Genomic DNA, 22,427 nt, shown 5'->3' on the forward strand with positions numbered 1-22,427 from the left:
TGTTCTCCCTGCTAGATAATTTATTTCAATTCCTTTTCTGCTGCCTCGATACGGGCAAATTCTTCTTCCGGTGTCCCGGCCACCAGATGATGACGGCTATACAATAGGAAATAGAGAATCAGTACGACATAAATCGCAGCTGCCATTAACCAGACTTTAGGATCGACCAGAAAGCCAGCCACTACGGCAATCGCCGCAAGTACCAGCGCAATTGATGCAGTCACAATACCACCAGGTGCTTTATACGGACGCGCCAGATTTGATCTGGATAACTTAAGCTTGATGTACGACATCATCATCAGCACATAGGAAATGGTGGCACCAAAGACCGCCATCAGAATCAGCAAATCACCTTCACCTGAAAGGGATAGCAGGAATCCGATAATGCCCGGAATAATAATGGCCAAATAAGGTGCATGATTGCTGTTGGTTAAGGACAATTTTTTCGGTAAATAACCGGCACGTGAGAGCGCAAAAATTTGACGGGAATAGGCATAGATAATCGAGAAGAAACTGGCAATCAGACCCGCCAGCCCGACAAAATTCACGAAACTTGCCATCCAAGTATTGGCCCCATAAACCGCTACTAAAGCATCAACCAGTGGCGCACCGGAATCTTTCAGCGTATCTGCACCTGCTGCGCCAGGACCGAGTAACAAGATACTTAGCGCAAAGAATGCCAGAATCAGCATGGAACCAATCAGGCCACGTGGCAAGGATTTGGCTGGTTCTTTGGCCTCCTCTGCTGCCAGCGGCACCCCTTCAACTGCCAGAAAAAACCAGATCGCATAAGGCACTGCTGCCTAGATGCCCAGATAGCCCAATGGCAGGAAACTGCTTGCACCCGCCGCTTCCGTACTGACCGCAATATCAAACAGGTTTGCACTATTAAAATGAGGCAACATGCCAAAGATAAACACCATCAAGGCAACCGCAGCAATTGCGGTAATCACAAACATGATCTTGAGTGCTTCACCTGCACCTTTCAGATGCAAGCCCATAAAAACCAGATAGCTCACCAGATAAATGATCCAGCCGCCAATACCAAACAAGGCTTCGCAATAGGCACCAATGAAACAGGCAATTGCTGCCGGAGCAATGGCATATTCAATCAGGATGGCACTCCCGGTCAGATAGCCGCCAAAGGGACCAAAAGCAGTACGAGCAAAACTGTAACCCCCACCTGCAGTCGGCAGCATGGTCGACATTTCGGACATGGCCAGACACATACACAGATACATGAATGCCACCACAATGGTCGCAATAAACATGCCTCCCCACCCCCCCTGTGCCAAACCAAAATTCCAGCCAGCGAAGTCACCGGAAATCACATACGCGACCCCCAGACCGACGAGAAGCAGCCAACCTACGGCGCCTTTCTTGAGCTGGCGCAAGGCAAAATAATCTTCTTGTACTGCTGTTTCAGTCACACTGGTATCAATCACACTTTTTGACTCTGACATAGCAACCTCGTTGTTTTTATCGTTGTTCCCTGAAGATATGCATAAGCCATACCGGTTCCGCAGGCTTTAGTGAAGACAGTTGAGACGCTGCCTTTCAGCGATGAAATGCGTTATAATTATCCACCTTCTCATTTATACACCCGAGTTATATGGCGTATCGTCAACAAAGTGTATCGCTTGATCTTGATACTGACGTCACACATCAATGTACGCTGCACTACAGCCGTGATCAGCATCTGATTGGAATTATTGAATTTAGCAAGCCAAGCTTCCTGCTTCGCTGGCAGGATCTGGAATATTTCCGTCGTCGTACCGAAGAATTTTCCGTGATGCCTTTTCCGGACTGTGTCAATGCGATGATTATCGATATTCGAGATGTGACAGCATGGCTGGATAATGAAGTGCCGATTATTCCATGGCGTTTACTGGAAGAAGACTGTCCAGTGCGCCTGGTGGTGCCTGCAGACCGTATTGAGCACTATGCCGGATTTTTTGAACCGACCTGGCTCAGTCCCGATGTCGAAACCGCCATTCAGGAAATCCGTGAATCAATGGATATGTTTGTGCATTAAGCTTGAATCGAAAAAACCTCCGCAATGGGCAATGCTGTTTACTTAAGCATTTGAATCATTTTGGAATTCATTAGAGAATCCGATGTCAGGTTTGGCATCGGATTTTTTTATGGTATTTCAGCAGGATATTTTAGATCTTAACAATCTGTTTAAGCTCTCGAATCTGAGTACTTTTATTCACAATATCCCCGTTGAGTGGGTCAAGTCCACACTCAGGTTGAGCAGTCCCGCGACTATTCGCAGGCGGTGCTTGCCTGCGGATCAGGTACTTTGGCTGGTTCTTGGAATGGCGATTTTCCGTGATGTCCTCATCCATGAAGCAGCAAGAAGACTCAATATTTGCACTCAGTGGTTAGCCTCTTATGACTTGCTGACGCGCATTAGTCTAACCAATACACGTAAACATCTTGGTGCAGATTCTGTGGAGTGGCTATTTCACCAGACCGATCAGCACTGGGGACAAGAGCATTATCCGGCTGGGCTGTCGGAACTTAGACAGGGATAGGTAGTTTGTTTTAGAGAGGCCTACAAGGCTTCGGAGAGTCAAAATGTTAAAAAACCGTTATCCCTTAGATCACAATGCCGCTCCTGTTAAAGGAACCGCATTGCCTTCAAGCAGGGGGTTTTGCTCATAAATCCTTCAACCTTACCAGTAATTCTCGACCGCAATATTTCCTTCACCACGACGGTTCATGGTCAGGCCACGAGCTTTTAAGGCTTCTTTGGTATCATCGACCATATCCGGGTTACCACAAAGCATGACATGCGTCGTTTCCGGATTAAACGCGATACCTGCTGCCTTTTCCAGCTCACCATTGGCAATCAAAATCGGTAAACGGTCGTGCAAAGGTGCATCAGGCTCACGGGTAATAATCGGGATAAACTTAAAACCGGTATGTCCTTCACCAAAGGTCTCGGCGATTTCCTGAATCCGATCTACATAAGCGAGTTCTGCCCGGGTGCGCACACTATAAACCAGATTGATTTTTTCGTATTTGCTCCAGGTTTCAAAGTCTTGCAACATACAAATAAACGGTGCCAGCCCTGTGCCGGTACCCAGTAACCACAAGTCTTTAGGCAAAGGCAATTGATAACGTGCCAGAGTCAGATAACCATAAGGATTTTTTTCCAGATGCAGCACATCCCCGACTTTGAGGTGCTGTAAATTGGAAGTAAATTTACCTTCTGGAACGACAATCGAGAAAAACTCCAGAGTTTCATCAAAAGGAGATGACACTACCGAATAGGCACGAACCACCAGTTCATCCCCCACTTGTAAACCAATACGCGCAAACTGCCCTGCCGTGAATTTGAAATGTGCTGGGCGTGTCATCGTAAAACTAAATAATGTATTGGTCCAACGGTGTACAGATAAAACTTTTTCTCGGGTAAATTTTTCAATTGACATGATTTCAACGTGGCATGAAAGACTATGCTCATGGTAGCATGGCAACATAATTTATTAATATTTTTTAAATGTTAAGGCTCTACTCATGCGCATGACTTTACGCCAATTGGCTGTTTTTGTAGCAGTGGCACAAGAGGGTACCGTAACGAAGGCTAGCGATGCCGTCAAGCTTACACAAAGTGCGGCTAGTATGGCTTTAGCAGATCTGGAAGATGGTCTGGGTGCTCCACTATTTGACCGTCTAGGCAAACGTTTACAGCTAAATGACCTAGGGCGCTTTCTTCTCCCTCAAGCCCTGGAAATTTTAGGCCGCTGTGAATCTTTTGAACAAGTCGCTAAAGGTGAGCTTCAAAGTATCGATTTACGTTTAGGTGCAACCCTGACGATTTCAGATTACCTGATTCCTGACCTGATGGCCGATTTCCTGAAAATCAAGCCGCAAGCACATTTACAGCTTCAAGTCGGTAATACCCGTCAAATGATTGAAGCGGTGAATCAGTTCCAGCTGGATCTTGCCTTAATTGAAGGTTCCTGTCATCTACCACAGCTACAATGTATCCATTGGCGTGATGATGAGCTGGCCGTGTGCTGTGCGCCAGACCATCCTCTTGCGCAATTGAACCGTGAACTAACCGCTGAAGATTTCAAATCTGTTGAATGGATTTTGCGTGAAGAAGGTTCAGGTACCCGTGAGGTGTTTGACAATGCCATCTTGAAAGATGTGCCAGATGCCAATATCCGTCTGACACTCGGTCATAATGAAGCGATTTTAAAAATTGTAGCGGGCGGAATTGGCATGTCCTGTATTTCCAAACTTGCAATTGAGCCTTTACGTGAAAAAGGTCAACTGGTGATTCTAGATACACCATTCTGGTCACTGACTCGTCCTCTGTTTATGCTGGTACATCGCCAGAAATATCAGGGTCCAGGTCTAAGAGCCTTTATGAATTTTTGTGAAAGCTAAAATATTAAAAGCACCTTAAGGTGCTTTTTTATGATTCATCAAAACTGACTTTCACATGGTATCCCATCGCCGTCACCATCCATTTTAGTATTCGGACAGTTACGAATAAAAAATAATGCTTCCTCATAAGAACCCATCTGACCACAGTGTTCTCGACCATCGCATTTAAATTGAGATACAGATGGCGAAGCCGTTTCTGAAGTTTTCGGATTAACGGGGTTACTTTGGCTTCTTAACTCAGTGCCGCGATTTTCCAGGTTCTTCCTGCCCTGCTCAGATAATCCTTGCATAGCTAGATCACCTTGCGCTGCTCGCTGCTCAGCGACAATTCGTTGCTGCTCTACCATCAGTCTTTCCAGCTTTTGCTGTTTTTGAATTTGGTAGCTTTGATATTTGTTATAAACAAGACCAGCAAGAATCACAATAATCACCAGTCCTGATATTGTGATTATTTTTGATGTAGTTGATGATTTTTTCCTTTCATAACGTGGAGAAGCTCTGGTTTCAATATCTCTATGTAGATCATTGTTTTGCGTAACAGGCACTTCTTGCTTAATATCCAAGCGAACAATATGGTTTGCCTTAAACTTTCCATTATCTTCCACCATTAAAAACTTTAATTTTTCCCCAATTCTTGGCGGAATATTTTTATTGGGAAAGTCTTTGACGTGAAAAAATAAATCTTTAGATTGCCCCTCGATCTGAATAAAACCAAAACCACGATCTTCGTTATAGGTTTTGATTTTCCCCTCTTGAAACATAATTCGCTCTTATCTCTAATATTTTTTATGATTGTAATCAAAAAGAGACTGAAAAGCTTTTGTAAAATTCTCTAAAGCAGAAACACAAAAACTAGAAGTGCATCTTATGGCGGAAGAATAGATCCCTAGTTAAAAGTAATAAAAAATCTTTTTTATTTATACTTCGCCAAAAATCATAAAGCCAACAGCTGATGCCAATGCCAGCCATAGGGTCGGACTAAAGAAAAGTGAATTACGTACCGGAACAGGAACTGTGGGTGCCAAAGATTGCAAGGCGACGACTTCTGGCACAAATTCATCCTTCACTTGAATATCCAGACGTACCATGTTGGCTAATGTCATGCTGCCTTGTTGGGGAATGATTCTAAATTTAAGCCGCTCTCCAATTTGTGGCTCAATTTCAGGCGAAGGTAAATCCTGCAACTTGAAACTTAACTCTTGAGCTTCCCCTATCAACTCCAAAGTACCCATACCACGTTCGGAATCGTAAGTTTTAATTTTTCCATCCGTAAACATGACATTTATCTCTATAGAATTCATTATAGAATTCATTTAATTTGTATTCTAAGCCAAAGGAAATGTTCAGCATTGTTGCTGTTTGGTGGATTTTTTATGTGTTGTTTGTCTCTTTGAATATGTAAGCGGTGGCATTATAAAAAAGAGGCTCGAAAGCCTCTTTTTAAATGTGACTAAACACGATTTAAGTATGAAGATTATCCATTAACCGCGGAAGTTGTTTAACAATGCCGATGTAATTGATTTATTGTGTGTTGCCACTTTGGTTTTTTTAGCTTTCTTTGAGTTGTCTTCGACACGTTCAATTTTAATCGCTTTGTACTTATCGCCATTTTCAACAACATTAAATTTTACGCGTTCATTGCGTTTTGGCTCGCCTTCTGCCGCAGGGAAGTCTGAAATATGGAAGAATACATCTCCCTCAGCGCAGCCAATAAAACCGAAACCTTTGGCAGGGTCATACTGTTTGATTTTGCCCTGATACAATTCATCTTTCATGCTATTGTCCTATCCTGAAAATGCCCTGTCTACATTATATAAAAAAGAGGCTGTAGTAGCCCCTTTTTTCATCATATTCAAAAATTAGTCTTTTTGAACTGAACCAAAGATTTTATCGCCAGCATCGCCAAGACCTGGAACGATATAACCATTTTCATTTAAGCCATTATCGATAGAAGCAGTAAAAATCACGACATCCGGATGCGTAGCTTCTACGCGCTTAATGCCTTCTGGTGCAGCAACCAGAACCATCACACGAATGTCTTTACAGCCGCTGGCTTTCAGTACATCAATTGCAGCCACTAAAGAAGAACCTGTCGCCAACATTGGATCAATGATCATCGCGATACGGTTTTGTACATCTGGAACCAGTTTTTTATAATAGGTACGTGCTTCCAGAGTTTCTTCATCACGCTCTAAACCAAGTACCGATACTTTTGCACTTGGAATCAGGTTCAGGAAACCGTCGAGCATGCCAATACCGGCACGTAGAATTGGCACAACGGTGATTTTTTTACCCGCGATACGGTCAACTGTAACAGCGCCATTCCAACCATCAATGTCATGTTCAACCATTGGCAGGTCTTTAGTTGCTTCATAAGTCAGAAGCATGGTCACTTCTTGAGCTAACTCACGGAAATTCTTGGTACTGATATCTGCACGACGGAGTAAACCAAGCTTATGTCGAATGAGTGGATGACGGATTTCATGGATTGCCACGGGAGAACACCTAAAAGGTTAAAGATAAATTTCCGCTATTATAAAGGCTTTTATTGATTTGTATAAATAAAAAAGCCCCCAATCATGGAGGCTTTTTTGTAATAACGTCAATCTTTGCAGATATTAGTTAAAACCACTTTGAACCAAAGTGAAAATGAACTGTTGCAATTCAGGTGACATGGCAAAGAATGCATATTTAGACACTGCAATCACCGGATCTGGGTAGACACCGATCACAAGTACCGCAAGCGCAGCAAGAAGTACCATGATACCACCGACTTTTTGACCCCAATGATTCACCGCATCTAGACGTGGTGTTTCAGGTGGTGTCATGTAAAGCACAACCATCACACGTAGGTAGTAGTACAGACCGATACCAGAACCCAGGATGACCATGGCAGTCAGGAACCAGGCTTCGCCTGCAACTGCAGTTTTAATCACCAGGAACTTACCGATAAAGCCGGCAGTTAAAGGAATACCTGCAAGAGACAGCATCATCACTGTCAATACAGCAGTCAATACTGGACGGCGCCAGAACAGACCACGGTATTCAGCCAGACTACCCGCTTCATCCGTATTGTTATACGGACTAGACATTAGCGTAACAACACCGAACGCACCGATCGTGGTTAATACATAAGTAATCACGTAGACGTTTACACTTTCAAAAGTCGCGAAACCTTGAACTTGTAAGAAATCCGTATTACGTGAACTGACGATGGCAACCAGCAAATAACCAAAGTGTGCAATTGAAGAGTATGCCAGGATACGTTTCAAGTTCACTTGGCGAACCGCCAGCAAGTTACCAGCAAGGATAGACAGAACCGCAATAATCGAAATAATTGTTACAAAGCTGTCTGCTAGGATTAAACCTGAAGACAATGCATAACGAACAAACAGACCAATCATCGCCACTTTCGCAACAGTCGCAAGGAAAGTCGCGATTGGCGCTGGTGCACCAGCGTATACGTCTGGTGTCCATTTGTGGAATGGTGCCAGCGATAATTTAAATGCGACTGCAAATACAATTAATGCCAGACCAATCACGACAGCCGGTTGACTGAATACAGTAAACAGTTTGCCTGGTTCAGCAACGAAACTTAAAGTACCTGTATATGCATAAATATATGCCATACCCATTAACAGCATTGCAGACGCAGTTGCTGAAAGCACTAGATATTTCACACCCGCTTCAAGCGATTGAGAACGTTGATGTGTATATGCCAACAAGCCATATACAGGAATCGACATCAACTCAAGGCTGATAAAGAATGATGCATAGTGTGAGCTAGCCACCATTAGCATGGCACCCGCAACGGATGTCAGCATCAGGATATATAACTCTTCACGGTTATCTTTATAGGTTTCGATATACGCGTGAGATAGCGTTGCACATGCAAGTGCAGCAATCAGGATCACAAACTGGTACAGCATCGTAAATGGATCTACGATGAACAGATTCATCACGTTGGCAGGTGCAAACACGCCTGCCAACAAAACGAAAATGATATAGAACGCAGCAAGGTTTAAACCAATCACCGTGGTGGTAGCCACCAAGTTATGGTTACGCTTGATTGCGGTCAGCAACATCACGACGATCGCAGTTAACGACACGATCATCACAGGTGCTAGAGGCATAAGCTCAGAAAAAGACATTGTGAAGTTCATGGCTTATTGGATCTCCACATTTTCAAGTTGAGTCGTTACTTGATCAGCAACTTCAACCACTTCTTGAACTGGAATGTAGCTATTCGCTAACCACGCCATGCTTGAGTTAGAAACGTCAAGGAAGCTTTGTGGATATAGACCAAGCCAAAGTAGACCAAACGCACAGATCAACAATAATGCGATTTCACGTGCATTTAGATCTTTTAACGGATTTGTATAATGCTGCTGTTGCGCTTCATTTGGTACACCAAACAAGGCTTTGTGAATCAGGATCAGACCGTACAGACCCGCAAATACCAAGCTGATTGCCGCAAGAATGGTAAACGCCGGGAATTTCGCATAAGCACCCATCAGGATCAGGAACTCACCAATGAAGTTACCTAGACCTGGAATACCCACCAACGCCGCAACGAAGAACATCAGGAAGAATGCAAGATACGGGAATTGACCACGCATACCACCCATCAAACGCATATCACGCGTATGTACACGCTCATATACCTGACCACACATAATGAACAGTGCAGCAGATGAAATACCATGTGCCAACATCATGATCATCAGACCCTGGAAGGTCAGGATGTTACCTGCGTAGATCGCAAGTAAAACGAAGCCCATGTGTGAAATAGAGGTATAAGCCAACAGGCGTTTCATGTCGGTTTGCCGGAAAGCACACCAAGCACCGTAGAAAATACCGATTAAACCAAGAATGATTGCGAAGTCTGCAAACTGTGCAGATGCTGCCGGGAAGAACGGAATCACGAAACGTAATAAACCGTACGCCGCAGTCTTAATCAAGATACCTGCAAGATCGACAGAACCCGCTGTTGGTGCTTGCGCATGCGCATCTGGTAACCAGCCGTGTAATGGGAAAACTGGAAGTTTTACCGCAAAACCGATGAATAAACAGATCATGAATGCATAAGCCACCGCTGGAGCCTGAGCATCAAGCGTATTCGCCACACCTAATAAATAGTTGTAGTCGAAACGGATTTCGCCAGTCATGGTATAGCCTACAGTCACCAGACCCAGGATACCAATCAGCATCACCAAACCGGCAACCTGCGTGTAAATGAAGAACTTGTTAGCTGCATAAACACGTGACTTGCCTTCTGCCCCTTTATGACCCCAAAGGGCAATCAGGAAGTAGATAGGTACCAGCATCATCTCCCAGAAGAAGAAGAACAGGAACAGGTCAATCGCAAGGAAGACACCGATGACGCCACCCAACGACCATAAAAGGTTCAAGTGGAAGAAACCAACGTTCTTTTGAATCTCGCCCCATGAACAGCCTACTGCCAGCACACCCAGGAGTGCAGTCAAGCCAACCATAAGAAGTGATAAACCATCCACTGCCAAGTGAATGTTAATGCCCAGAGTTTGAATCCAAGGCAATTTGAATTCGGCAGCCCACGAAGGTGCAGCACCGCCTAATTCATAGTTATAAGTACCAGTCTGCCAAAGGACGATGGTCAAAACCAAGGTCACCAGCATACCGATCAGCGCGATATAACGCGGCAAGTGTTGGTCGAGTTTATCGACCAACCAGCATATGAAACCTGCAATGAACGGAATGAGGATCAGAGCCGGCAAAATAATATTGTTTGGAGCTTCCATTTTATTTCCCCACGACCTGAATCACGATCAAGATCATCAGTAGGACAACGACACCGAGCCCCATACTAGATGCATATTCACGCAGTGAACCGGTTTGACGTGAACTTGTAAAGCTGTGACCACCTTTAACAAGTGCAGGAAGTACCAGCCATAGGCCATCAATTGGATCACGACCAAAGATCTTCGCGAACATTAAATATGGCTTCACGAAAATGATGTCATACAGCGTATCGAAACCTAATGCATTACGGCAGATATTGACCAAGCCAGCACCTACAGAAGTGGCTGCAAAACGTTTGACTGCATTGTAAGCAAAAGCGAACAGCACGACACCCACTGCAAGACCTGTTAAAGCAACAGCAATTGCGATGTATTCAGCACCATGTGCACCTGCTTCAAGCGCTTCAGGAATAATGAAGGCTGGAATTTGTGCAGCATCTAGAATACTCATTACCGGTGCTTTTAGTACGATCGCAAGACCTGTTGAAAGTACAGCAAGAATCGCCAGTGGCGCCCAGTAAGTTGCACCTTTGATTTCATGATAAGGCGTGTTTTCTTTGCCGAAGAATACAACCCAGATTAAACGGAATGTATAAATAGACGTTAAGAATGCACCTGCAACACCGACCCAGTACAGCGTGTTATACACTGGTAAACCAGCAATATGACTTTGCGTCCAGACTGCAGCAAGAATCGCATCTTTGGAGAAGAAACCAATCGTCAGGAATGGAATCGCTGCCAATGCACCGCCACCAATCGCGAAACATGCAAACAGGAATTTGTTCTTGTAGAACAGACCGCCCATCTTGAAGATGTTTTGTTCGTGATGGTAAGCCAGAATCACCGCACCAGATGACAAGAACAATAATGCCTTGAAGAATGCGTGAGTCAGCATATGGAACAGACCTGCCTGGTATGCTTCAGCACCCACCGCCATAAACATATAACCGAGCTGACTCATGGTTGAGTATGCCAGAATACGTTTGATGTCGGTTTGAACCAGTGCAGCAAAACCAGCCACAAGCAAGGTCACCGCACCTGTGATCGAAATAAATACCATCACTTCTGGTGCAAGTTCAAAGACTGCGAATAGACGGCAGCACAGGTAAACACCCGCTGTTACCATCGTTGCAGCATGGATCAATGCAGAAACAGGTGTTGGACCTGCCATCGCATCGGCTAACCATGTTTGTAACGGGATCTGTGCAGATTTACCCGCCGCACCCAAGAACAAGAGCAATGCTGTCCAGATGGTCAAAGATGAACTTTGCATCATTACAGTCGCTGCATTTTCAACGATGTACTGAATGTTCAAGGTACCGAATTGCTGGAAGATCAGGAACATGGCAATCAGCAAGAATACGTCACCGATACGGGTCACGGTAAATGCCTTGATTGCCGCCAGACCGTTTGCAGGGTTCTGGTAGTAATAACCGATCAGCAGGTATGAACACAGACCTACGCCTTCCCAACCCAGGAATAACAACGCCAGGTTGTCACCCAATACCAGCAATAACATGCTTGCAACGAACAGGTTGAAGTAAGAGAAGAAACGTGCGAAGTCTTCTTCACCGCGCATGTACCATGATGCAAAGATGTGAATTAAGAAACCCACGCCTGTCACCATGCCCAGCATCAATAAAGACAAGCCATCCAGCTGCAAGCTGATGCCCGGAGCAAAACCGCCAACACTGAACCAGGTCCAGAGATGTTGCACAACTGCAGTTGAACCATTATTCACAAAGTCCATACCCGCAATCAGTGCGAACAGTGCAGATAAACCGACTGCACCGACACCAATCATTGCTGCAACAGATTCCGGAAGCTTGTTACGCCCCGCCGCTAACAGGACAAAACCAATGAGCGGAAATAAAATTGTTAGATATAAATAACTCATCCGCGCATCTCACTAGCAGCATCCACATCCAGGTGATGGAAGCGATGATAGAACTGAAGGACGATCGCAAGACCAATACAAGCCTCTGCCGCAGCAAGCGTCAGGATCAGGATAAACATGATCTGACCATCTGGCTGTGCCCATGCACTGCCCGCCAGGACGAACGCTAAAGCAGCAGCGTTCATCATGATTTCAAGGCTCATTAAAATAAATAGTAGGTTGCGTCGCACCATTACACCGTAAAAACCCAGTGCAAAGAGAATAGATGCAACGATCAAACCATGCTCTAAAGGGATGTTGCCCATTATTCTTTTTCCTCTTCTGCATCTGGTTCACGTTTACCTAAATGGAATGCAGCTACCAGGGCAGCAAGCAATAACATCGCGGCAACTTCAACCAACAACAAGTATTGCGTAAAGAGTGCTTGACCCACTGCTTTCGGGCCCACCATTTCTGTACCCATTACCAGTGAAGCTTGTGTGTAATCAGAGTTTAATACCCATACCAGTACCAAACCGATCAGGAAGCTCATCAACGCCGGATAAGCCCAAGCCGATGAGGTCAACCATTTGCGTTCTTGTTCAACGGTCTGCTCACCCAGGTTCAGCATCATCACCACGAACACGAACAACACCATGATCGCGCCCGCATAAACGATCACTTCCAGCGCACCAGCGAATGGTGCACCGACAATCAGGAACATGCCTGCGACTGCAAGCAATGACACGATCAGGCTTAATAAAGCATGTACCGGATTCGCGTTAGTCACCACGCGAACCGTAGAGACAATGGCCACGAGGGCCATTAAATAAAATGGCCACATCATGGTAATAGACTCCGTACATCAACAGGTGCACTTTCACGCTGTGCTTGACCTTTGTCCTTGCCTGCAACTGCCATACCGGTTACACGGTAGAAGTTATAGTCAGGATATTTACCAGGACCAGAAATCAGCAGGTGTTCTTTTTCATAGACCAAGTCCTGACGAACATATTCGCCAAGCTCGAAGTCCGGGGTCATCTGAATCGCAGTGGTTGGACACGCTTCTTCACACATACCGCAGAAAATACAACGCGAGAAGTTGATACGGAAAAATTCCGGATACCAGCGACCATCTTCACGTTCTGCTTTTTGTAGTGAAATACAGCCTACCGGACAGGCAACCGCACACAGGTTACATGCCACACAGCGTTCTTCGCCATCAGGGTCGCGCGTCAATACGATACGACCACGGAAGCGTGGTGGCACGATTTCTTCGGCCGGCACTTCCGGATATAAAATGGTGTCACGTTTACGTGTTGCGTGGCTGAACACCATCCACAACGAACGAACGATTGACCCGAATCCAGCTAGAAATTTAAACATTTTGTTCTCCCTGCTGTCTTAGGCCTGATTCATCAGAATCACAGCACCAGTCACCAAAAGGTTAACCAACGCCAATGGCAAGCAAATTTTCCAACCAAAGTTCATCACCTGGTCATAACGTGGACGCATTAATGAACCACGCGCCAGTACAAACATCATTACAAAGAATGCTGTTTTGATAATGAACCAGAATGCTGCTGGAAGGAACGGAATATCAAGGTTGAATGGCGCAAGCCAGCCACCGAAGAATAAAGTCACGATCAATGCAGAGATCAGTACCACGTTGACGTATTCCGCAACGAAGAACATCCCCCACTTCATACCGCCGTATTCGACATGGTAACCTTCTGCCAGTTCTTGTTCTGCTTCTGGTTGGTCAAATGGGTGACGATGCGTTACCGCAACACCCGCAACCACGAAGATCAGGAAACCCAGGAACTGAGGAATCACAAACCAGACATCTTTTTGCGCTTCAACGATTTCACGCATGTTGAATGAACCGGCAATTGCCACCACACCCATCAACGAGATACCCAAGAACACTTCATACGAAATGGTTTGAGCTGCAGAACGTAAACCGCCCAGTAAGGCATATTTGTTGTTTGATGACCAGCCACCGAACAGGACTGCATAAACTGCAATACCCGCCATTGCCATAAAGAACAACAGGCCGATGTTCATGTCTGCTACACCTAAATAAGGTGATACAGGAATAACCATGAACGATAGCACCGCAGTTGCCATCGCAACTGCTGGCGCCATACGGAACGTCAATTTGTCAGCAAATTTTGGTGTCCAGTCTTCCTTGAACATGATTTTCAGCATGTCGGCAACAATCTGGAACATACCGCCCGGACCAACACGGTTCGGACCGTAACGGTCTTGCCACAAGCCGAGTAAACGACGTTCAATAAAAGACATCAACGCAGCGATCAGTACTACAACCAGCAAGATCACAATCGCTTGAATGACTGAATAGGCAATTGGCCAGTTTTCAGCCCACAACGGCGTTTGACGGATTAATTCTTGTTCCATGAATTACACTCCTACCGCGACTGAAACAGGCTCTGCAAGAGATACCGTCGGTGCCAGACCGATTGGGTAGCCAATATAACCTGTCGGTAAATATTCAATCACTTGAACTGGAAGAACGATTGACGTCTCACCTGCTTTCACCGTGATTGTCTGACCATCTTGAACATTCAGGCGCGCTGCATCCTGCTCACCCACTGCAAATACCGCTTCAGGAATACGTGTTTCCATCGCTGGTGTTTTGATGGTAAATTCACCTGAACCAAAAATATGGTGCATCGGTACTAGACGGAAGCTTTCAGCATTGACCAGAACAGGTGCCGGTGCAACGAATGTACGTGCCGGACGTTTTGCCAAACGGTCGAATAAACGAACGCCTGAATCACCACCTTTCAGTGAACCACCCACAGTTTCCTGGAACTTGTTCCAAGCTTGTGGCGAGTTCCAGCCTGCAGACCATGCAAATGGAACCAGTGGAGATGGAGTCTGGTCTCCGACATAACCTTCCATCGAGAATGTTAATGCGGAGTCTTTATCTGTAGGCTGTTTCGGCTCATGTACAGACAATGGCGAACGCATTGAAGTACGACCTGAGTAACGACGTGGTTCACGTGCCACTTTCAAGCCATGAACACGGAAGCCCGCATCAGGTGCAACATCCAGAATGCCTTCAAGCGCAGGAACGTTTTTCGCCACTGACTCGATCACATCATCCAGTAAAGTCCAAGAAATCGCTTTGCCTTTTACGCCTGTTTCCAGAGCGTGTAACCAGCGCCAAGATTCCTTGATCGCCAATTCAGGATTGTAGTAGCTTGGGTCATACACTTGGTAGAAACGTTGTGCACGGCCTTCTTGAGAAACGACAGTACCATCACCTTCAGCAAACGAAGCGGCAGAAAGTATGATGTCGGCTTTCTTCACAGTTTCAGTTTCAGAGTGATCCAGAACGATCACTTCTTTGCCTGCAAGTGCGGCATCCACTTGTGCTGCTGGTAAACGACGATAAAGGTCATTTTCAACAATCACGACAGTGTCGTAGTCCTGAGCAAAAGCTTGCTCCAGGCTTTGACCACCGAAGATTGCCATACCCATCGAGTTCACTTCAGGAACCGTCAAGGTCAGACCTGCATTACCCAGATTCTGTGCAACTTGTGCAGCAGCTTCCATAATGGCAGGATCTTGCAAGCTTGTACCCGAGATGACCAGTGGTTTCTTCGCAGCTTTTAAAGTGTCCGCAATGGTTTGTGCAAATGCTTTGGCATCGTCATCTAAACCAAGAATCGTTTCACCCGCAACTGCTGCAGCAACTGCAAAACCTAAACGCGCGATGTCGTTTGGAGAAGCAACCACTTCACCTTCGGCAACATCAGACAAACGGGTTTGTGTCGCAGCCAGGATATAAATCGGAGATTTCGCATCTTGGGCAATACGTTGTACCGGTTCAGCCAACCATTCTTGGGTACGGCGCTCTGCCGCCATCTCTTTGCCTTTATTTTTCGCAGCCTGGCGAACAGATAAAGCCATACGAGGCGCAGTTTGTGTGAGGTCTTCACCCAAAATTAACACAGCATCGTAGCTTTCAATTTCACGCATGTTCGGGTTGTAAACACCCTCGGTTTGCATGATTGAAGCTGCTAATTCAACCAGGTTTTGCTCTTTTTGAGATAGACCTGTTGAGAAGTTCTCTTGACCCACCAACTCACGAAGTGCGAAGTTTGATTCAAGTGATGCACGCGGTGAACCAATACCCAATACTTTTTTGCCCTGGATATTTGCAATGACCGTGTCTAGTGCTGCATCCACTGAAACAGTTTCAACAGTTGCACCTTGACGAAATTGTGGTTGACGCGGACGGTCTTCACGGTTCACATAACCTGTACCGAAACGGCCTTTGTCGCATAGGAAGTATTGGTTGACTTCACCATTATAACGGTTTTCTACGCGGCGAAGTTCGCCATAACGTTCACCCGGAGAGATATTACAACCTGAAGAACAGCCTTGGCATACGCTTGGCGCATACTGCATGTCCCATTTACGGTTGTAGCGAGCCGAATGAGTTTTGTCTGTGAATACACCTGTTGGACAGACTTCTGTCAGGTTACCCGAGAATTCAGACTCTAGAGTGCCTGATTCAGGCCGACCAAAGTACACACGTGATGCGTTGGCATACACGCCAAAGTCCGTACCACCTGCGTAGTCTTTATAGTAACGCACACAACGGTAACACGCGATACAACGGTTCATTTCATGCGAAATGAATGAGCCAAGCTCCTGGTTGTAATGGGTACGTTTGGTGAAACGGTAGCGACGACGGTCATGCTGCGTCATTACAGTCATATCTTGTAAATGACAGTGACCACCTTCTTCACAGACTGGACAGTCGTGCGGGTGGTTGGTCATCAAGAATTCAACAATCGAAGCACGGAAATCTTTGGCTTCTTTGTCTTCAATCGAGATGTAGGTATTGTCAGATGCAGGCGTCATACATGACATGACCAAACGGCCACGCGTATCTTCTGGATTCGCGTACTGGGTCACGGCACATTGACGGCAAGAACCGACAGAACCTAAGGATGGATGCCAACAAAAGTATGGGATATCAATGCCAAGACTCAAACATGCTTGTAGCAAGTTTTCCGAGCCGTTGACTTCATACGATTTGCCATCGACATGAATTGTAGCCATAGTCGAATTCCTTAAGCTTGTTCTACGTTGCTGGTTTGAGCGGCGGCATTCACAACCTTCGCTTCAAATTCGCCACGGAAATATTTGAGTGCGCCCATAAGCGGCTCCATTGCACCCGGTGCGTGGGCACAGAAAGTTTTACCAATCCAAAGCTTACGAGTCAGTTCTTGTAAGTGATCGATATCTTCTTTCTTACCTGTGCCATCTTCCAGTGCTTTCAGCGCTTTCACAGCCCAAGGTAAGCCATCACGGCAAGGCGTACAGAAACCACATGATTCGCGTGCAAAGAATTCTTCGAGGTTACGTGTCGCTGAAACCATACATTGGGTTTCATCTACCACCATCAATAAGCAAGTTCCTAAACGCGAACCTGCTTTCATGATGCTTTCCGCATCCATAGGAAGATCAATATGCTCGGCAGCCAGGAAGTCAGTCGATGCACCACCCGGTAACCATGCTTTCAGTTTTAAGCCGTCACGCATACCACCAGCATGGTCTTCAATCACTTCACGTGCTGTCGTACCAAATGGAAGCTCCCATAGACCCGGGAATTTCACTTTACCTGATGCACCATAAATCTTGGTGCCTGGATCTTTCGACTTACCAGCAGATAAGTTGATGTACCATTCAGGACCGCGCAGCATGATTGCCGGTAAGTTGTTGTAGGTCTCTACGTTGTTCACAATCGTAGGACGACCCCAAGCACCTGCAACTTGCGGGAATGGCGGTTTAGTACGCGGGTTGGCACGGCGACCTTCAAGCGAGTTAATCAATGCAGTTTCTTCACCGCAGATATAACGACCCGCACCGGTATGCACGTGTAACTCGAAGTTCCAGCCTGTACCAAGGATGTTATCCCCTAAGTAACCTTTGGCACGAACTTGCTCAAGTGCTTCATTTAAGTACTGAGCAGCTTCGATGTACTCGCCGCGGATAAAGATATAACCGTGTGTTGCTTCAAGCGTATAACCCGCAATCAGCATCCCTTCGATCAATTGATGCGGAAGATCTTCCATCAACAAACGGTCTTTAAAGGTACCTGGTTCCATCTCATCGGCATTACAAATCAGGTAACGTGGACCTGAGTTGTCGTTTGGCGCCATCAAAGACCATTTGATACCTGCCGGGAAGCCTGCACCACCACGACCTTTTACAGTCGCTGCCTTAACCACTTCTAATACATCTTTAGGCGACATAGACAGGGCTTTTTTAAAGCCTGCATAACCTTCCAGCGCTTCGTAATCATCTGCATTACGTACGTTGGCCTGCTTGCTTAAACGCCATGTTAATGGATGCGTTTCCGGGTTACCGTCGCCATAAATTGGTTTTGGTTCAGTATTCATACATACTTCTCCAACAGCTGTTTCACCGAAGTCACTTCAACCAGACCGTGCGTGTCTTCATCAATCATTAAGGTTGGACCTTTGTCACAGTTGCCCAGACAGCAAATTGGCAGCAAAGTGAAACGACCATCTGCAGTCGTTTGACCAAACTGGATTCCTAATTCGCGCTGGAATGCTTCTGCCAAAGTTTCCGCACCCATCAAGAAACACGCAATCGAATCACATAACAAAATTACGTGACGACCGACCGGCTGACGGTAAATACGGTTATAGAACGTTGCCACACCTTCAAGGTCCGCAACGCTCATGCTCAGCATTTGTGCGATGGCATTCATTTGCGCATCATCTACCCAGCCATTACGGCGTTGTACACACTTCAGCGCATCTAGACACGCTGCACGTGGGTATGGGTAGTGCCCCATGTGATGTTCGATATCGTGAATTTCGTCCGCAGTCAAAATCCCTTCAACATTCACACGTGGCTTTTTATCAGTCAAAATCATCATAATGCGTTTACCCCTTAGCGATCCACGTCAGCCATTACGACATCAATGGTCGCTAAATAAATGATTAAGTCAGACATTAAGCTGCCGTTAATCACAGAAGGCATTTGCTGTAAATGCGTGAAGGTTGGTGTACGGATACGGGTACGGTAACTCATGGTTGACTTGTCTGAAGTCAAGTAGTAGTTCGACGCGCCTTTCACCACTTCCGCCATCACAGATGCTTCACCCGCAGGCATTACAGGACCCCAAGATACACTCAGGAAGTGCGTAATCAAGGTTTCAATATCTTGTAATGTCTTGTCTTTTGGTGGTGGAACAGCCAGTGGATGATCTGCTTTGTACGCACCAGACGGCATATTATCTAAACATTGTTTGATAATTTTCAGTGATTCTTCGATTTCACGGTAGTGAACGATAACACGTGCATAGGCATCGCCTTCGTACTCAACCGGCACTTCGAAGTCATAATTTTCATAGCCGCTATATGGACGATATTTACGTACGTCAAAGTCGATACCTGTAGCGCGTAGACCTGTACCTGTTACACCCCAAGCCAATGCAGATTTTGCATCGTATTGCGCAACATTACGGGTACGACCCACAAACACCGAGTTTTTCAGCGCTGCAGTATGGTATTCCTTCAAACGTTTCGGCATCCAGTCCAGGATTTCACGGATCAGGTGCTGCCAGTTGTTTGGAAGGTCATGTGCTGTACCGCCAATACGGAACCATGCCGGGTGCATACGGTAACCGGTGATCGCTTCAATCGCGTCATAGATTTTCTGACGGTCAGCAAACATGTAGAAGACTGGCGTCATACCGCCGGCATCCTGAATCGCAGTACCAATGAACAGCAAGTGGTTATTGATACGAAACAGTTCAGACATCATCACGCGAATACATTGCGCACGGTCAGGTACCGTAATACCCGCCATTTGCTCTACGCCAAGCACGTAAGGCATGTTTTGCGCACAACCACCGAGGTAGTCGACACGGTCTGTATACGGAATGAATGAATGCCAGGTTTGACGTTCAGCCATCTTTTCCACACCACGGTGGTGATAACCGATGTCAGGCACACAGTCTTTCACTTCTTCACCGTCCAGCTGCAAGATCACACGGAACGCACCGTGCGCAGATGGATGGTTCGGACCCAAGTTCAGGAACATGAAGTCTTCATCGGCATTGCCGCGCTTCATACCCCAATCTTCAGGGACGAAACGAAGATGTTCCTGTTCGTAGTCCTGTTTGGCTTTATCTTGCAAATACGGCGTATATTCAGTCGCACGCGCAGAATATTCTTTACGTAGCGGATGACCTTCCCAATAGGTTGGCAACAAGATACGACGGAGCATTGGATGCCCTTCGAAATTGATCCCGAACATATCGTAAGCTTCACGTTCGTACCAGTTGGCATTTGGCCAAATATTGGTTGCCGTCGGAAGATTCAAATCGCTTTCAGCTAAGGCAACTTTAATACGAATGTCAGTATTACGCTCGAGCGACAACAGGTGATAGAACACGGTGAAGTCAGACGCAGGTAAACCGTCGCGGTGCGTACGCAGACGCTCATCTACCGCTGACAGGTCGAACAACATCACGTAAGGACGTGACACTGTACGCAAGAACATTAAAACTTCTTGTACACGTGCGCGCTCAACCCAGACTGTCGGGAAATCCTCGAAAGTCGTTTGCACAAAGAAGTTCTCACCAAATTTGGTTTTGAGTTCTTCAATGATGGCAAATGCTGGGCGTGAATCAACAGGCGTTGATTCTGGCATAGCAATGTCAATTTCAGCCATTGGCTTGGCTTCCTATTTAATACAAATTCAGTCAATCTAAACGACAATTACACCCATAGCGGGTGCACAACAAAACAACCTGTCGTTTAAATTATTTAATTTCATCCATAGAGCGTAAGTTCTTCACAGCAACACGCTGGTCTTTCTTACGGTCACGTTCCGGCATCATCTTTGGCTTATACACTGGCTTAAGATCATCACCGATCACCGCAGAAAGCGGACGACGCTCTAGTTGAATCTGGTCTTGCAACAGCATCAATGCCTGAATCAAAGCTTCAGGACGTGGTGGGCAACCTGGAATATACACATCGACCGGGATGATTTTATCCACACCTTGTACGACTGAATAAATATCGTACATACCACCTGAGTTGGCACATGCACCCATTGAAATGACCCATTTCGGTTCCAGCATCTGTTCATATAGACGTTGAATTACTGGTGCCATTTTCACGAAGCAAGTACCCGCTACAATCATTAAGTCTGCCTGACGCGGTGAAGCACGGATAACCTCGGCACCAAAACGTGACAAGTCATGCACGCCGGTCAAGGTGGTTGCATATTCTACGTAGCAGCAAGATGTACCAAAGTTAAATGGCCAAACTGAGTTTTTACGACCCCAGTTGACTGCTGTATGTACCACATCCTCTAAGCGAGTCATGAATACATTTTTATTCACTTCTTCTTCTAGCAACGGATCTTCTACAACAATACGTTCCTGAAGTGGATATTGGTCAGCATCCGGATTCGCACGGGTTAATGTGTATTTCATCCCGTCTTACTCCTTATCAGATGATTTAGCCGGTGAGCTTTTCACACGACCAGAGGATTGAGCTGGGATTTGACCTGTAGGGTCGATTACCAATTCTTCAATTGAGTTGAAGCGCGTAATTTCTGCTAGATCCATATTTGGCGAACCAATTTTAGCTTTAACACCTGCGGCTTTACGTCTGTCTGAAGGTGCCCAATTGAGTGCACCTGTCGATAATTCGTAAATCAAACCAACAAGTAAAACCAAAATAAAGATAGCTGCAGTTGCAAAACCAATCCAACCTACTTCACGAACAGAAACCGCCCATGCATATAGATAAAGTGCTTCTAAATCAAACACCACGAAGAAAATTGCAACTAAATAGAACTTTGCAGACAAGCGGATACGAGCTCCACCTGCGCTAACTACACCTGACTCAAACTGCTCCTGCTTGGCACGGCCCCATGATTTACCCCCGAGGAGTAATGGGACAGTCAGCATAAAGACGCATAAAAATGTAACGCCGATCACGAAGGCAATAATTGCCCATTCGTATGGAGTAATAGCACTCATGCGGGGATAACTCCTGGCAGGCCTATTTGTTAACAAAGAATGTATGTATTGGCCTTCAAATACACCAAACACAAAATTAATCCCGCCAATTGTACCTGATTTTGGATTTCACTTGCTAGTTTATAAGCCTTAGTCTTTGGGATGATTTTTTAGACATTTCAGCATTTAATTTGACTTTAATCATTCAGAATTCGTTTTAATCGTTTTCCTAAATTAAATTTTAATTATCTATTAATTTTTCTATAAATAGCGCTGCCAGAAAATAGACTGATCGATGAGCTGCTTT

20 protein-coding genes and 2 pseudogenes are annotated in these 22,427 nt (G+C 45.7%); 3 read left to right on the forward strand and 19 right to left on the reverse strand.

From position 1 onward, the window contains the following. Nucleotides 1–20: 20 nt before the first annotated feature. Nucleotides 21–1,463, reverse strand: a pseudogene (eat, locus tag BFN00_RS06360) (ethanolamine permease). A 149-nt stretch (nt 1,464–1,612) separates the two neighbouring features. Here eat and BFN00_RS06365 point away from each other — a divergent pair. Then, nucleotides 1,613–2,035, forward strand: coding sequence for a hypothetical protein (locus BFN00_RS06365; protein WP_004280758.1), 423 nt, complete (start codon nt 1,613–1,615; stop codon nt 2,033–2,035). A gap of 109 nt (nt 2,036–2,144) precedes the next feature. After that, nucleotides 2,145–2,507 (forward strand): annotated as a pseudogene (locus BFN00_RS06370) (transposase domain-containing protein); the annotation flags it as partial. A gap of 174 nt (nt 2,508–2,681) precedes the next feature. Here BFN00_RS06370 and BFN00_RS06375 read toward each other — a convergent pair. Further along, nucleotides 2,682–3,443: a ferredoxin--NADP reductase gene (locus tag BFN00_RS06375; RefSeq protein WP_071850791.1), complete on the reverse strand. Its 762-nt coding sequence runs from the start codon at nt 3,441–3,443 to the stop codon at nt 2,682–2,684. 85 nt (nt 3,444–3,528) lie between these two features. On the opposite strand from BFN00_RS06375, the gene gigC reads away from it, so the two are divergent. Next, nucleotides 3,529–4,407, forward strand: coding sequence for a LysR family transcriptional regulator GigC (gigC, locus tag BFN00_RS06380; RefSeq protein ID WP_004280761.1), 879 nt, complete (start codon nt 3,529–3,531; stop codon nt 4,405–4,407). A gap of 38 nt (nt 4,408–4,445) precedes the next feature. Here the strand turns inward: gigC and BFN00_RS06385 are convergent, their stop codons facing one another. From BFN00_RS06385 to BFN00_RS06465, 17 genes are all read right to left on the reverse strand, one after another. Next, the gene (locus BFN00_RS06385) at nt 4,446–5,168 is read right to left on the reverse strand and encodes a cold shock domain-containing protein (RefSeq protein ID WP_071850792.1); all 723 of its coding nucleotides are present in this window, start codon (nt 5,166–5,168) and stop codon (nt 4,446–4,448) included. 156 nt (nt 5,169–5,324) lie between these two features. Next, nucleotides 5,325–5,684: a hypothetical protein gene (locus BFN00_RS06390; RefSeq protein ID WP_071850793.1), complete on the reverse strand. Its 360-nt coding sequence runs from the start codon at nt 5,682–5,684 to the stop codon at nt 5,325–5,327. Between the two features lie 204 nt (nt 5,685–5,888). Beyond that, nucleotides 5,889–6,182 carry a cold shock domain-containing protein gene (locus BFN00_RS06395; protein WP_004732065.1) on the reverse strand — a complete coding sequence of 98 codons (294 nt, stop codon included), beginning with the start codon at nt 6,180–6,182 and terminating at the stop codon, nt 5,889–5,891. A gap of 84 nt (nt 6,183–6,266) precedes the next feature. Continuing rightward, the gene (upp, locus tag BFN00_RS06400; RefSeq protein ID WP_004280765.1) at nt 6,267–6,902 is read right to left on the reverse strand and encodes a uracil phosphoribosyltransferase; all 636 of its coding nucleotides are present in this window, start codon (nt 6,900–6,902) and stop codon (nt 6,267–6,269) included. A 123-nt stretch (nt 6,903–7,025) separates the two neighbouring features. Beyond that, nucleotides 7,026–8,570, reverse strand: coding sequence for an NADH-quinone oxidoreductase subunit NuoN (gene nuoN, locus BFN00_RS06405; protein ID WP_004645875.1), 1,545 nt, complete (start codon nt 8,568–8,570; stop codon nt 7,026–7,028). 3 nt (nt 8,571–8,573) lie between these two features. After that, nucleotides 8,574–10,187: an NADH-quinone oxidoreductase subunit M gene (gene nuoM, locus BFN00_RS06410; RefSeq protein WP_071850794.1), complete on the reverse strand. Its 1,614-nt coding sequence runs from the start codon at nt 10,185–10,187 to the stop codon at nt 8,574–8,576. 1 nt (nt 10,188) lies between these two features. Continuing rightward, on the reverse strand, nt 10,189–12,084 hold the full coding sequence (gene nuoL / locus BFN00_RS06415; protein ID WP_071850795.1) for an NADH-quinone oxidoreductase subunit L: 1,896 nt from the start codon (nt 12,082–12,084) through the stop codon (nt 10,189–10,191). Continuing rightward, entirely contained in the window at nt 12,081–12,389 is a 309-nt protein-coding gene (nuoK, locus tag BFN00_RS06420; protein WP_004280769.1) for an NADH-quinone oxidoreductase subunit NuoK, read from the reverse strand. Before nuoK ends, nuoL begins: the two co-directional genes overlap by 4 nt. Continuing rightward, nucleotides 12,389–12,907, reverse strand: coding sequence for an NADH-quinone oxidoreductase subunit J (gene nuoJ / locus BFN00_RS06425; protein WP_171054322.1), 519 nt, complete (start codon nt 12,905–12,907; stop codon nt 12,389–12,391). The genes nuoK and nuoJ overlap by 1 nt, the downstream gene beginning before the upstream one ends. Continuing rightward, nucleotides 12,907–13,449 (reverse strand): NADH-quinone oxidoreductase subunit NuoI, encoded by a 543-nt coding sequence (gene nuoI / locus BFN00_RS06430; protein WP_004280771.1) that lies wholly within the window; start codon nt 13,447–13,449, stop codon nt 12,907–12,909. Before nuoI ends, nuoJ begins: the two co-directional genes overlap by 1 nt. Before the next feature lie 18 nt (nt 13,450–13,467). Further along, nucleotides 13,468–14,484: an NADH-quinone oxidoreductase subunit NuoH gene (nuoH, locus tag BFN00_RS06435; protein WP_004280772.1), complete on the reverse strand. Its 1,017-nt coding sequence runs from the start codon at nt 14,482–14,484 to the stop codon at nt 13,468–13,470. Nucleotides 14,485–14,487: 3 nt separating this feature from the next. Further along, entirely contained in the window at nt 14,488–17,166 is a 2,679-nt protein-coding gene (gene nuoG / locus BFN00_RS06440) for an NADH-quinone oxidoreductase subunit NuoG (RefSeq protein ID WP_071850796.1), read from the reverse strand. A gap of 11 nt (nt 17,167–17,177) precedes the next feature. Beyond that, the gene (gene nuoF / locus BFN00_RS06445; protein WP_005106202.1) at nt 17,178–18,509 is read right to left on the reverse strand and encodes an NADH-quinone oxidoreductase subunit NuoF; all 1,332 of its coding nucleotides are present in this window, start codon (nt 18,507–18,509) and stop codon (nt 17,178–17,180) included. Beyond that, nucleotides 18,506–19,015, reverse strand: coding sequence for an NADH-quinone oxidoreductase subunit NuoE (nuoE, locus tag BFN00_RS06450; protein ID WP_004280775.1), 510 nt, complete (start codon nt 19,013–19,015; stop codon nt 18,506–18,508). Before nuoE ends, nuoF begins: the two co-directional genes overlap by 4 nt. Before the next feature lie 14 nt (nt 19,016–19,029). Then, nucleotides 19,030–20,817, reverse strand: coding sequence for an NADH-quinone oxidoreductase subunit C/D (gene nuoC, locus BFN00_RS06455; protein ID WP_071850797.1), 1,788 nt, complete (start codon nt 20,815–20,817; stop codon nt 19,030–19,032). 91 nt (nt 20,818–20,908) lie between these two features. Next, the gene (locus BFN00_RS06460) at nt 20,909–21,589 is read right to left on the reverse strand and encodes a NuoB/complex I 20 kDa subunit family protein (RefSeq protein WP_071850798.1); all 681 of its coding nucleotides are present in this window, start codon (nt 21,587–21,589) and stop codon (nt 20,909–20,911) included. A 6-nt stretch (nt 21,590–21,595) separates the two neighbouring features. Then, nucleotides 21,596–22,141 carry an NADH-quinone oxidoreductase subunit A gene (locus tag BFN00_RS06465; protein WP_071850799.1) on the reverse strand — a complete coding sequence of 182 codons (546 nt, stop codon included), beginning with the start codon at nt 22,139–22,141 and terminating at the stop codon, nt 21,596–21,598. Nucleotides 22,142–22,427 lie beyond the last annotated feature (286 nt).

The organism is Acinetobacter sp. AR2-3 (assembly GCF_001878775.1).
Lineage (GTDB): Bacteria > Pseudomonadota > Gammaproteobacteria > Pseudomonadales > Moraxellaceae > Acinetobacter > Acinetobacter lwoffii_D.

Coding starts and splice junctions, on each gene's coding strand:
- BFN00_RS06465 (WP_071850799.1), bottom strand. CDS start 22,141: ATGAGTGCTATTACTCCATACGAATGGGCAATTATTGCCTTCGTGATC.
- BFN00_RS06395 (WP_004732065.1), bottom strand. CDS start 6,182: ATGAAAGATGAATTGTATCAGGGCAAAATCAAACAGTATGACCCTGCC.
- nuoL (WP_071850795.1), bottom strand. CDS start 12,084: ATGAGTTATTTATATCTAACAATTTTATTTCCGCTCATTGGTTTTGTC.
- BFN00_RS06365 (WP_004280758.1), top strand. CDS start 1,613: ATGGCGTATCGTCAACAAAGTGTATCGCTTGATCTTGATACTGACGTC.
- BFN00_RS06375 (WP_071850791.1), bottom strand. CDS start 3,443: ATGTCAATTGAAAAATTTACCCGAGAAAAAGTTTTATCTGTACACCGT.
- nuoK (WP_004280769.1), bottom strand. CDS start 12,389: ATGGGCAACATCCCTTTAGAGCATGGTTTGATCGTTGCATCTATTCTC.
- nuoI (WP_004280771.1), bottom strand. CDS start 13,449: ATGTTTAAATTTCTAGCTGGATTCGGGTCAATCGTTCGTTCGTTGTGG.
- nuoC (WP_071850797.1), bottom strand. CDS start 20,817: ATGGCTGAAATTGACATTGCTATGCCAGAATCAACGCCTGTTGATTCA.
- nuoF (WP_005106202.1), bottom strand. CDS start 18,509: ATGAATACTGAACCAAAACCAATTTATGGCGACGGTAACCCGGAAACG.
- BFN00_RS06460 (WP_071850798.1), bottom strand. CDS start 21,589: ATGAAATACACATTAACCCGTGCGAATCCGGATGCTGACCAATATCCA.
- BFN00_RS06385 (WP_071850792.1), bottom strand. CDS start 5,168: ATGTTTCAAGAGGGGAAAATCAAAACCTATAACGAAGATCGTGGTTTT.
- nuoN (WP_004645875.1), bottom strand. CDS start 8,570: ATGAACTTCACAATGTCTTTTTCTGAGCTTATGCCTCTAGCACCTGTG.
- nuoM (WP_071850794.1), bottom strand. CDS start 10,187: ATGGAAGCTCCAAACAATATTATTTTGCCGGCTCTGATCCTCATTCCG.
- nuoH (WP_004280772.1), bottom strand. CDS start 14,484: ATGGAACAAGAATTAATCCGTCAAACGCCGTTGTGGGCTGAAAACTGG.
- nuoE (WP_004280775.1), bottom strand. CDS start 19,015: ATGATGATTTTGACTGATAAAAAGCCACGTGTGAATGTTGAAGGGATT.
- gigC (WP_004280761.1), top strand. CDS start 3,529: ATGCGCATGACTTTACGCCAATTGGCTGTTTTTGTAGCAGTGGCACAA.
- nuoG (WP_071850796.1), bottom strand. CDS start 17,166: ATGGCTACAATTCATGTCGATGGCAAATCGTATGAAGTCAACGGCTCG.
- nuoJ (WP_171054322.1), bottom strand. CDS start 12,907: ATGTGGCCATTTTATTTAATGGCCCTCGTGGCCATTGTCTCTACGGTT.
- BFN00_RS06390 (WP_071850793.1), bottom strand. CDS start 5,684: ATGTTTACGGATGGAAAAATTAAAACTTACGATTCCGAACGTGGTATG.